Below are 11,459 nucleotides of genomic sequence, written 5' to 3'. Positions count from 1 at the left end.
ACCTTGGAGTGGACGAAGTGTCGGCGCGGGCCGCGGACCTCCCAGATGCCCTCGTCGGGGTTCTGCCAGTGGTCCTCCAGGTATTCGATCAGGCGTAGTTGGAGGTGGTGGGCGTGGTCGTTGCGGACCAGGCCGGTCATGTGGCCCAGGTGGAGGGCTTCGACGATCTCGCCGTAGACGTCGAGTTGGAGTTGTCCGGCGGCGCCGTTGCCGACGCGGACGGGCTGGGAGTCTTCGTAGCCGGGCAGCCAGTCGAGGGAGGATTCGGTGAGTTCGCGTTCGCCGGCGATGCCGTACATGATCTGGAGGTTTTCGGGGTCGCCGGCGACGGCGCGCAGCAGCCATTCGCGCCAGGCGCGTGCTTCCTCGCGGTAGCCGGTGCGCAGGAGTGAGGAGAGGGTGATGGCGGCGTCGCGCAGCCAGGTGTAGCGGTAGTCCCAGTTGCGGACGCCGCCGATGTCCTCGGGCAGGGAGGTGGTGGGGGCGGCGACGATGCCGCCGGTGGGGGCGTAGGTGAGGCCCTTGAGGGTGATGAGGGAGCGGATCACGGCCTCGCGGTAGGGGCCCTGGTAGGTGCACTGGTCGGCCCAGTCACGCCAGAAGCGTTCGGTGCGGGCGAGTTCGTGGTCGGTATCGACGGTGGGCGGGGCGCCGCGGTGGGACTCGCGGTAGGTGAGGGCGTAGGCGGTCCGTTCGCCGGCCCGGGCGGTGAACTCGGCGGTGAGGGTGCCGTTCGTGTCGGTGTGGTGGTGGGGGCTGTCGAGCCAGACCGCGTCGGGGCCGGCGACCGCGGCTGCGGCCAGGCGGTGCGGGCCGCAGGGGTCCGGCTGCGGGCGGTGGACGGCCGGGGTGGTGCGTCCGTAGCCGAAGCGGGGTCGCAGGACGGAGCGCATCGTCACGGTGCCGGTCAGGCATTCGACGATGCGGATGATGCGGGGCACCGGGTCGGCGCCGGCCCGGGCGGAGGTGGGCATGAAGTCGGTCACCCTCACGGTGCCGCCCTGGGTGTCCCATTCCTGCTCCAGGATCAGGGAGTCGCCCTGGTAGCGGCGGCGGTCGGCCGGGCGCGGGTGGTAGGTGGCGGGGGCCAGGTTCCAGGAGCCGTGGTCGTCGGTGCCGAGCAGGGAGGCGAACACGGCTGGGGAGTCGAAACGCGGGGCGCACAACCAGTCCACGGTTCCGTCTCTGCTGACGAGGGCGGCGGTCTGCATGTTGCCGATCAGGGCGTGGTCTTCGATCCGGCGTGCGGTCGGGTGGGCTTGCACGGGGGTGGTCGTCCTTACGTGGGTGGCAGGGTGGCAGGCCGTGGGGTCCTGGCCGTGGTGGGTGGTCAGGTGATGCGGCACAGGGGAGGTGTCCTCGGTGGTGCCGGGTGGGGGCCGGTCCTCGGCGGGGCGGGGCCGGTGCTTGGGCGGTCGTCGGCGTGCCCGACGGGGTTGGTGCGGGGGGTGTCCGCCTGGAGCAGCACGCGGGCGACCGTCCGGCGAAGGGCGGGGGACAGCGAGTCGGGCAGCAGGACCCGGTTCAGGGCGCCGCCCGGCGCCCACGGGTCGTTCGCAGGTGCCACGTCGGTGTGGGCGAGGGCGTGGGCGATCTTGCCGCCCTGCAGGACCAGCAGAGCGCGTGCGACGGTGCCGACTACGTGCTGGGCCTGGGCGGTGAGTGCGGTGCGCGGCCCGGTCATCAGCAGCGGCGCGGCTACACCGGACGGGGCGGGGCTCTGCGGGGCACCGTCCCGGCGGTGGCCCGGGCGGGCGGGTGCGGTCCGGAGGGTGTCGGTCACCGGGGTCCTCCCGGGCGCCGGGCCCGCACCCGGCGGGGGGCGGCGCGTACATGCATCCACCCGGCCGCGGTGCGCAGCTGGCTGATCGTCGCCTGTGCGGAGGCGGCGCGGTAGGCGAGGGTGTCCAGGGCGAGCACGTGGTTTGCCGCGGCGTCACCGGCGCGGTAACGGGCCCCGTCGGCGGTGACGTCGACCACCAGCACGCCCCCGGCCGTCGTGGTGATCTCGACGAGAGGAGTGCCCGCCTCGGGGCCCTCGACCAGGCGCAGGTCCACCCTCTTGGAGTGGACGAGGTCGACGAGGCGGCCGAGCTGAGCGGCGGCCGTTGCGGGACCACCGGTAGGCCGATGGAGGATCGCCAGGTCCAGGTACGCCCTCCGGCGCCCGGCCGACGTCGGCACCGTGGTCGCGAGGGCGTCCAGGGCCGCGCGTTCGGCCTCGGGCACGGCGGGCGCTACCGTGCTGATCCAGTGGGCGTGGTGGTCGGTGGTGCGCAGTCCCAGCGGGATCACGCTGCCGCCGCCGGCCCGCCAGCCGGTGGCACTGTTCAGCGCCCCGGCCAGTCGGACGGCCCAGCCGGGCATCCGATCGGTGACGGTGCCGGCATCCATCCGGACCAGGCTCTGCAACGCCTCGAGCTCCGCCCCGGCACCCACCGCGGCCAGCACGGCGGCGAGCCGTTTGTGGGACGGGACGGATTGGCCGTCCCGCAAGGGGGCCAACTGGTCCAAGGTCAGGCCGCTGCGCACAGCCAGCTGTGGCCAGGTGAGGTCGCAGGCGTTCAGCAGGGCGGCCAGACGCCCGAGGACGACGGCCGGTCCGGGCAGCTGGGAGTGCAGGATGTCCTGCTGGGCGGCGGCAGGGGTGGTCGGCACGGTCCTCACGCCTCCTTCGCGGCGATGGTCCGGGCGGTTTCCTCGAGCAGCGCGAGGTGGCGTTCGGTCACGCCGGGGCCGGCCTGGATCCAGGGGGTGGCCGAGTCGGCCGGATGCCGCCTGGCCCGCTCGGCCAGGGCCGGGTCCATCAGCGCGCAGGCGCGCAGCAGGCCCGCCGTGCGCCGCGCGGCGGCCTGCCCGCCGTTCGCGTCGTGGTCGTGGTCGTGGGGAAGGGGGACGACGACCGTCAGGGGGAGGGTGGCATCGGCGCTGTCGCGGGCGAGCAGCGCCCACTCGAGGACCTCGGCCGTCGCCTGCTCGTCGCCGGACTCCAGGACGAGCAGCGCGTCGGCTCCGGCGGCGGGCACCGGCTCGCACGTGACCAGCACGAGCAGGCCCGCCCCGCCCCCGGCGAAGCGCCGCACCGCGCCGTGGCGCTCCTCGGCCCCTGTAGCGGGGGTGATCACGCCCGTCCACAGCGTGGCCGGGCGCTGCCACTCGGTCAGGGCCGCGGCCGCGGCGTCGAAACCTGCGGCGAGCCGGCGGCACTGCTCCGGTGTCGCGCACGCGACCTGGACGCGGCGCAGCCCGTGGCGGGACGCGGTCTGCAGGACGAGGACCGCCACGTCGGCGAGCGCTGGCGCCGCGGTGCCGGGCGGCGTGGCGGCGGCCAGCAGCCGGTGGCCGCGCACCCGCCCGGTCGCGGCGGCTCCGGCGGCCGAGCGTGCGACCGTCACCGTGCCGGAGCCTTCGGACAGCCGGTGCGGGGCGGTGGAGGTCATGAACAGGCGTGCGGCAGCGGGCAGGACCCCGTCGTCGCGCACCTGCCATCCCGGCGCGCCCGGCCGGCCGGTGCGGTCGGCGTCGGCGACGACGATCAGGTCCCATCGTGCGGCGGTGGGCTTGTGGTGCAGGGCCGTGACGAGGGGCAGCGCCTCGGGCGTGGCGACGACGGTGGCCGGCTGCGTGGTACCGGCCAGGTCGAGCAGGGCCCGTACCGAGGACACCGCCGCCAGCTCCTCGGCCAGCGCATTGCGTCCGCCGCGGAGCCGGTCGGGCAGTTGGAGGCCGGCCAGGGCGCCGGCGTAATGCCGGGCGGCCCCCCACTCCCGCATCGCGAGTTCCCACGCGGGTCCGGACCGGGCGACCACCAGGATCCGACCGCCCGCGCCGAAGCGGGCGTGCGCGACGGCCGCCGCGACCTGCTGCTGCTCGCAGCGGGGGATCTGCGCGGCGGCCAGGTGCGGAGCGTCGGCCAGCACGGCGGCGATCGCCTCGACGGCCGGGCCCAGCGCCTGCGGGAGCACCGGGGCGGGAAGGGGCAGGGGCGCGTCGGGGCGGATGTCCCACGGGCGGACGATCCCGCGGTGGGCGGCGAGAGCGGTGGCCTGCTGGAGGGTGGTGACCTGCAGGTCGGCGAGCAGGCGCCGGATGCGGGCGTTCACCGCGGCGAGTGTCAGCCCCAGTTCGGCTGCGGCCTCCCGGCGGGTGCGGCGGGCGAGGAGCCTCAACAGCGCCTGGTCGGCCGGTCGGAGGTCGGCCGGGTCCTGGCCGTGGAGGGACAGCGCGCCGCAGGGGATGAGCTGCGCGGCCGTGTAGGCGGCGGCGAGCTGAGGACGCGTTGCCAGGGCGTTGCGCTGCATCAGGCCGTCGGCGGCTCGCCGCACCAGCGCGACGGGCACGTGCTGGCGGGCGGCGATCTGCTCCGCGGTGCCTGGGCCGCACAGCAGGGCCGCCCAGGCCAGGGAGTCCACGTCGCCGACGAGCGTACGCGCGAACACAGCGGTGATCTCGGCGGTGCCCTCCGTGCTCAGCCGGGCGGAGCCGGCCGGGAAGGGGAAGTCGGGGATGACGGTGGAGTACATGCGGTGTCCCGGTGAGGTGGATGGCAGGGGGCGGGAGCGGGCCGGATCAGCTGGCGCCGTCGTGGCGCGGGCGGCCCGGACCCGGTTTCCGGTCCGCGCCCACCAGGTGCACCCGGGTGCCGTCGTGCGCCGGACCGCGCACGCTGACGAACCACCCGCCGACCTCGGCGGCCCAGGTCATCGCCGCCCCGCCGCGCACCGGCCGGTACACGGTGGCTGGCACCTGGGCGCCGTCCACGATGAGAAGACCGTCCTCGAACAGTCGGCAGGACCCCACTGCCTGGCGGGTCTCCTCCATTGCCGGGGGTTCGTCCCACGGTTCGGGCCAGCGCACCGCCACTTCCCGGCCGTCCCGGTAGCGGGTTTCGGTGCCGGTGTAGCGCACGAGGCCGCCGACCAGGCCGGTGAGGGCGCGGATGCGGTGCGGCGCCACCGCGGTGTCCAGCAGAGCCACCGGCAGGCCGGTCGTCGCCGCCACCGCCTCGATGCGCGCCACGAGAGGGACGGTGGGGGCCGTACGGCCGAATCCGGGGTCGAGGACGCGCCCGACGGGGTCGAGCCAGTCCTGGGCGTCGTGGCGGAGGTTCTCGCCGCGGGCGATGCGTACGTCGGTGTCGTAGCCGGACGGCTCATCCGTGACGGCGTGAGAGGAGGAGGGCATAACGGCTCCGTTCATGCGGGGTGGGTTCGGGTGGCGGCGTTGGACGGTGTCCAGGAGGTGAGCGGGCGGCCGGAGGGCGAGACGACGCCGCGCCGGGGCCGTCCTTCGGCAGCCGCCCGGGCGGCGGTGGCGGTCATCTCCTCCTCCCAGGTGGTGTCCGCCCACGCACACACCCGCCGCGCCCGCCGCTCGTCGGCGCCCGCGGGCAGCGGCAGGGGGAACTCCAGGCCGTCGTGGCCGGTGGGCCCGGTGCGGGCCTGGGCCAGGTCTTGGCGCAGGTGCGGGTCGAGCGCGGCCACCGCCGCGGTGAGGGCGGCCAGGACGGGCCAGCCCGTGTCGTCGGCCCGGTCGGCAGAGACCATCAGCAGCGGGCCCTCGCCGGGGCCGGCGGGGGTGAGTGCGGCCTCGACGACGGCGGCGGTGCGCGCGGTCGACGCCGCGGCATGGGTGTGGACCAGGGCGTCGGCGCCCAGCCACGGCGGCAGCGGCCCGTCGAAGACCAGCACCCGCGTGTCCGGCGCCGCTCCGCTGAACCAGGTCAGGACCCGGGCGCGGCCGCGTGCGGGCAGCGCCTCGGCGGCCAGGCCCGTCGCGCCGAGAGCCTTCGCCAGGCTCACGGAGTCGGCCGGGCCGGCCGTGCGCACGATGACGCGCCGCAGCCCGTGGACGCGGGTGAGGTCCGCGACGAGCCGGGCCGGACCCATGTGCCGGAACGAGCGGGCGGTGGCGACCGCTGCGAGCCGGTAGCCGCGCATGAGCCCGGCCTCCGCGGCCTGCCGCTGCGCCAGCAACGCCGTCAGCTCGCCGGTGACGCCCGGCTCGCAGCCGTCACGGTCGACCCGTCCGGTGGTGGTGAACCGGGGAATGGAGGTCAGGTGCAGCAGGGCGGCGGGCGGGCGGCCATCGGTTCGGCCTATCCGTCGGCCGGTGGCGGGCAGGTGGCCGTCCAGGGCGATCGCCAGATCGGGAGGCGGCCATCCGTCGTGGTGGAGTCGGTCGAGGGCAGGCAGGCCGGCCGGGGTGGCGACAAGGACCGCGGGCAGCGTCGTGCCGACGACGGCGCGCACCGCGCGCGGCCTGGTGGCCGCCGCCACGCCGGGTGGCAGCGGCAGCCGGGCGGCTTCGGCCTTGTCCAGTACAGCGAGGACCTGCCCCGCCTCCCGGTGGGCGTCGGCGAGGACGGCAAGGTCGTGCTCCCAGTGCTCACCCGGCACAGTCAGGACAAGGACCCGGCAGCGGCCACCGGCGAGAGCGGCGGCCAGGCGCGCCTGCTCACTGCGTGGCAGGACCACCAGCGCCCGCCCCTCGGAGGCCACGTGCCGCTGTGCACGTGCCACCAGCGGCCGCAGGTGCTCCGGCACCGGCACGACCGCATGCACGAACCGGCGCCCGGGCATGTCCGAGCGGCGTACGACGCCGGCCAGACAGCCGAGACCGACCGCCTGGTGGTCGCTGCCCACTCCCAGGGCCTCGCGCAGCGCCTCACGGCGCTTGCACACCGTGCTCGCGATGGCGCCGGTCTCGTGACTGACCGCCCGGTCGGAAAGGCCGGCGGCTGTCAGCCGCAGCAGCAGCCGCATCGCGGCGGACAGGCCGTACACCGCCGTGAGATCACCCACTCCTAGGTCCCGCGGGGACAGGTGACCGGCCCAGGCATAATCGGCGACCAGCTCGACGCGGCTGCGCGCACCCGTGGCCTGACAAAGAACCGTCATGGAGTCCTCGACCCGGGCGACGGAACGTGCCGAGGCATCGGCGATGCCCTCCACGCTCAGCGGACCGGCCAGATACCGGACCAGTTCCAACGACGAGACACCCGACGGCGGCCCGCTGCGCACCGTCGTGCCCGCGCCCGCCGTCACCGCGCGTCCACAAAGTCGAGCGGGGCGCGGTTGTCGGCGGCGTGGGCGCTTGCAGGGGACCTACGGCCACCGGGCCCGGGCGGTGTCTCGGCGCGCACGAGCCGCACGGCCTTCATGGCAGCCACGTCGCCGCGCGCGGTCACCAGCCACCCGTCCACGTACGCCGTCCAGCTCCGCATCGGCCCGCCGCGCCGGCTGCGGCAGCCCGTCGCGGGTCGTGCCACCCCGTCGACGACGACCGTGACAGCGCAGAACAGCCCGCTGACCGCGGCCGCCCGCTGGATCTCGGCCGGATCCCCGGGCGGCACCGCGTGCAGCCGGTAGTCGCTGACGCAGACGCTCACGCCTGCGGGATAGACGGTGGTGGTGCTGGTGTACCGGGTTCGGCCGCCCACCAACTCGACGGCGGCGTCGATCTCCAACGGCGCCGCTGCGCCTTCGAGGAGGGCGACCGGCAGCCCGGCCGTCTCGGTCACGATCCGGGCCCGTTCGGCGACCGGGACACCAGCGCCAGGGCCGGGCGGCAGGCTCGCCGGGTCGGGGGACGTCCGCGTGCCGGCCGGAATACCGGGCACCGGGACGAGGGCGGCCGGGGCCGCAGTCGGGGGCCGCTGGGGTGAGCGGGGGCGGGACACGAGCTGCTCCAGGATCACGACGAGGACAGAGGCACGGGGGAGGGTCAGCGGGGCGGTGGGCCGGTCGGGCGGGCGAGGCGTTCCAGATGCCGGGTCAGCCGCTGGACGTCGGAGCCGGAGGCGGCCGCGGTGTAGGCGGCGTGCGAGGCCTGTAGTAGCCGTCGCGCGGCGGCCTTCCGGCCCGCGGCCTCGGCCGCCAGGCCGCGCCACTCCTGCAGCCGGGCACTCCACAAGGCGTGCCGCAGTTCCTCGGCCCGGGCCTGGGCATGGGCCAGGACCCGGCCGGCCAGCAGGGGATGACCGGCGCTGGTCAGGACGTGGCCGGTCCAGGCGAGCGCGCGCATCGCCTCCAGCGGCTCGCCGGCCAGCGCGGTGCGGGCCTGGCGCAGCAACGCCAGGGCGGGCCGGACCTCGCCGAGTTCGGCTTGGACGCCCGCCAGCACGATCCGGGTGAGCGCCACGCCCCGCTCGTAGCCGAGTTCGTGGCGCAGCCTCAGGGCCTCCTCCAGTGGAGGGCGCGCCGCTGCGGGGCGCCCGGCTTCGATGTGGGTGGCGCCGATGTCGTGCAGGTGCTGTGCGAGCGAGACGGTCGCGTCGGGGTGCGGGTCGCCGGTCGCGCTGGCGAGGGCCTCGTGCAGCAGGTAGAGGGCCTCGTCGTGCCGTCCGACGCCGCGCAGGCCGATTGCCAGGCCGTTGAGGACCTCGCGCAGGGCGGCGGGCGGGGCAGTGGCGTCCTGGCGTACCGCGTCGAGGGCGAGGCGGTAGAGCCATAGCCACAGCGGGTAGTCGCGGCGGCGCAGGATGAGCGGCCACAGGGCGAGGGCGCCGCGCCATACCAGCGTCCGGTGCCCGGCGCGGGCGGCCGTGTCCAGAAGGGGGCGCACCAGCGGGTCCTGGGCGTCCAGCCACGTCCAGGCGTGCTGCGGGCCGGCGAAGGCCGGGGGCCCGGGGGCGGGTTCGGGTGGCAGGAGAGCGTGGCGGGCGCTGGCCAGGGCGCCGGCCGCCTCGGCGGTGGCCACCCACCACTGCACGCCGCCCAGCAGGGCTGCGGCTGCGGTGTCGGCTTCGTCGAGGGTGGCGACGAGGCGGGCGGCGTGGTCGTGGCCCGGGCCGGGAAGCCGGTAGCGGGGACCGTCGGGGCCGTCGTCCGCGTGCGTGAGGAGGTGGCGCCGTTCGAGGGCGGCCAGGTGCGCGGCCGCCGTCGGCGTGGTGGTGCCGGTGATGGCGGCGAGCAGGGGAGCGTCCACCGGGACGGGGGGCAGCGCCCCGAGGGCACGGTAGGCGGCGGCGCGGGCGGTGTTCAGCATGCCGTGCGCGTGGTCGAGGGCGCGTTGCACGGTGTTCTCCACGGGGTGGGATTCGCCATCGGGTGCAGGCCTGGTGAGGGTGTCGGCGAGCATGGTGGGGCTGAGGTCCGCGTCGACCTGGAGCTGGGCGGCCGCCAGGCCGAGCGCCAGCGGCAGGCCCGCGCACGCCTCGACCAGCCGGGCGAGCGCCGCCTGTTCCCCGTCGGCCGGTGTGCGGCGGGCGAGGGAGACAAGCAGGACCGCGGCGTCGCCATTCGGCAGCGGACCCAGGTCGACGTGGACGCCGCCGTGGGGTACCAGGCCTGGCAGATGGCCGGGTGCGGTCACCACCACCGGGCAGCCGGCAGCGGGAAGAAGGTCGCCCGCGAGGGCGTCGTCGTGTGCCCCGGCGAGCAGCACCGCAGGTCGACGGGCCGCGGTCAGGGTCCGCCACAGGCCCTGGGCCTGGTCGAGCCGCTCGGAGACCAGAGGGGCGCCCAGGGCGCGCAGCCACCCGCCGAGGACATCCAGCGCCGCCTCGCACCGGCCGACCGGGACCGGTTGCAGGTCGGCCACCAGGTAACCGCCGGGCTGCTCCAGTGCGCGCAGCACCCGGGCCGCCAGGGCCGCCTTGCCGACTCCGTGCGCGCCGACCAGGACGGGGATCCCGCCCGCGTCGAGGGTGTCGGCCACGGTCCGGTACTCGGCGCTGCGGTCGACGAACACCGGGGCCGGACGCGGCAGCTGATCGGGGCGCACCCAACGGTTCTCGGGGCCCTGATGGAGGTGGATGCCGCCGTGGATGCGGTGGGCCTGCACCACCGGCCCGGACACGCGCGCGCCGCCGGCGATCGTGTTCGTGTTCACCGACCGCCCCTTCGACAGGCGAGATCGGCCCGCAGTTCCTCGGCAGTGAGGACCGTACAGCCGGTGACGGTGCGCAGGACGTGCGTGGCCACGACCCAGCGCAGCAACTCCGGCTCCGTGAAGGAGAAGGAGCCCTGCACAGGCTCCATCTCAGGGCCGAGGCACCAGCCCGCGACACCCCACACCTCAGATGCGGTGACCCGTACCAGCAGCGCACCGTCGAGCGCCCGGCAAAGGCCGGGCGCCTGCAGGGCATGGGCGGCACACACCGGGGGATGCTCGACGACCGCGCCCTCCGGCCACCCGGCCGCCAACCGCCGTACGCGTCCGCTGCGCATCCGGGGCCGGGGGAGCAGCCACAGCGTGCCCTGCTCGGTGTGGTCGGCGGGCTCGCCGCACACCCGGCACGCCATGGTCAGCATGAGCTGCACCTGCCGACCGGGGTGGGAGCGAGTCCACACCGGGACGCCCTGCCCCGGCTCCCCGGTGCTACGTAGCACGAGGACCCCGTTCACCCGGTCGCCAGCCGTCTCCTGCCAGTAGCCGATCTGCTTGCCGCCATCGTCGTGACGGATCCGGCGCGGCCGCTGGAGGACCTCGCCGCTCCAGCTCGTGATCCGAGGGACCGGACCAGTGGGGGAGACGAACACGGCGCTGGGCGGGAGCGCGTCGGCACGTGTGCCGGACGCGGACGGGGCGATCGGAGCGGTCACCGGCCCTCCCTTCGGTTCGTCAGAAGGGCCACAGCGAATTCGGGCGGGTGGACCGCGGGCACCATCAGGGCCCAGGGATAGGCCAGCTCGGTGATCTGCGCGGGGGTACGGGGATTCCAGGCCAGGCCAACCTCGGCATGCACCGCAGCCACGGCGGCGCGCTGCGCCTCGTCGACGTGGGGTGTGCGGTGGGAGAGCACCACGACGCTGCCCGGCGCCAGGGCCGTGTGAAGTGCTCCGAGGAGCCGGGCTACCTGGCGGTCCTCCAACTCGTGCAGCACGTCGGAGAGGACCACTGCCACCGGTGCGGCCAGGTCGAGGCGCACCTGTCCGCCGCGCAGCGCCGCCAACAGCTCGTCAGGCTCGCAGAGATCGACTTCGAGGTGCTGCACGGCATCCGGGACCGGGCTGCGCAGCAGCGCCCGGGCGTGGGTCATCACCATGGGGTCGCGGTCCGCGTAGACGATCCGTGTGCCCGGTGCGGCTGGCAGGACGGCGGTGTGCAGTGGGAGGAGTGCGTGCGGCGACTTTTCGTGGTGGCCGGTGGTCAGACCGCAGCCCAGGTCAACGACCTGGCCGACGCCCTGCGCGGCAAGGCGGCCGGCGAGGTTGAGGACACTGAGGCGGGCCGCACGCGCGGTGCTGGCCCAAGAAGGGGCCGCCTCGCGCAGGAGCTCGGCGGCGACTCGGTCGGCCCGGAAATGATCCTTGCCGCCCAGGAGATGGGCGGCGACCCGCGCGGACGCGGCGGCATGGGCACCGACTCTGGGCCAGACGGACTCCTCCGACCCGCCGGAGGTCCACCACTGCTCTTTCGGGTCCATGCCGGTGGGGTGTGCGGGCTGTGCGACGTGGACGACGGCCAGAGGTTGCGCCGCGGCCGTGACGTGGCTGGCCCGGTGTCGGAAGGGT

General features: G+C 75.5%; 10 protein-coding genes. All 10 read right to left on the bottom strand.

Going from position 1 to position 11,459, the window contains the following annotated elements:
* Positions 1 to 1,211 (bottom strand): glycoside hydrolase family 15 protein (locus tag ACFU7Y_RS06440; protein WP_380766655.1); only part of this gene is annotated, 1,211 nt, incomplete at its 3' end.
* Positions 1,212 to 1,330: 119 nt separating this feature from the next.
* Positions 1,331 to 1,783 carry a hypothetical protein gene (locus ACFU7Y_RS06435; protein WP_380766654.1) on the bottom strand — a complete coding sequence of 151 codons (453 nt, stop codon included), beginning with the start codon at positions 1,781 to 1,783 and terminating at the stop codon, positions 1,331 to 1,333.
* Positions 1,780 to 2,658 (bottom strand): Scr1 family TA system antitoxin-like transcriptional regulator, encoded by an 879-nt coding sequence (locus ACFU7Y_RS06430; protein ID WP_380766653.1) that lies wholly within the window; start codon positions 2,656 to 2,658, stop codon positions 1,780 to 1,782. The genes ACFU7Y_RS06435 and ACFU7Y_RS06430 overlap by 4 nt, the downstream gene beginning before the upstream one ends.
* Before the next feature lie 5 nt (positions 2,659 to 2,663).
* Complete coding sequence (locus ACFU7Y_RS06425) at positions 2,664 to 4,523, bottom strand: hypothetical protein (RefSeq protein WP_380766652.1); 1,860 nt, start codon at positions 4,521 to 4,523, stop codon at positions 2,664 to 2,666.
* Positions 4,524 to 4,569: 46 nt separating this feature from the next.
* Positions 4,570 to 5,184: a hypothetical protein gene (locus ACFU7Y_RS06420; protein ID WP_380766651.1), complete on the bottom strand. Its 615-nt coding sequence runs from the start codon at positions 5,182 to 5,184 to the stop codon at positions 4,570 to 4,572.
* A gap of 11 nt (positions 5,185 to 5,195) precedes the next feature.
* Entirely contained in the window at positions 5,196 to 7,046 is a 1,851-nt protein-coding gene (locus tag ACFU7Y_RS06415) for a hypothetical protein (protein WP_380766650.1), read from the bottom strand.
* On the bottom strand, positions 7,043 to 7,522 hold the full coding sequence (locus ACFU7Y_RS06410) for a hypothetical protein (RefSeq protein WP_380766649.1): 480 nt from the start codon (positions 7,520 to 7,522) through the stop codon (positions 7,043 to 7,045). Before ACFU7Y_RS06410 ends, ACFU7Y_RS06415 begins: the two co-directional genes overlap by 4 nt.
* Positions 7,523 to 7,725: 203 nt before the next feature.
* On the bottom strand, positions 7,726 to 9,834 hold the full coding sequence (locus tag ACFU7Y_RS06405) for a tetratricopeptide repeat protein (protein ID WP_380766648.1): 2,109 nt from the start codon (positions 9,832 to 9,834) through the stop codon (positions 7,726 to 7,728).
* Positions 9,831 to 10,547, bottom strand: a complete 717-nt coding sequence (locus ACFU7Y_RS06400) for a hypothetical protein (protein WP_380766647.1) — start codon at positions 10,545 to 10,547, stop codon at positions 9,831 to 9,833. The genes ACFU7Y_RS06405 and ACFU7Y_RS06400 overlap by 4 nt, the downstream gene beginning before the upstream one ends.
* Positions 10,544 to 11,371, bottom strand: coding sequence for an SAM-dependent methyltransferase (locus ACFU7Y_RS06395; RefSeq protein WP_380766646.1), 828 nt, complete (start codon positions 11,369 to 11,371; stop codon positions 10,544 to 10,546). Before ACFU7Y_RS06395 ends, ACFU7Y_RS06400 begins: the two co-directional genes overlap by 4 nt.
* Positions 11,372 to 11,459: the final 88 nt, after the last annotated feature.

The sequence above is a fragment of the Kitasatospora sp. NPDC057542 genome (assembly GCF_042801945.1).
Lineage (GTDB): Bacteria > Actinomycetota > Actinomycetes > Streptomycetales > Streptomycetaceae > Kitasatospora.
Note: the sequence above shows the minus strand (reverse complement) of the source record. Positions and strands in the feature narration are given on the sequence as shown.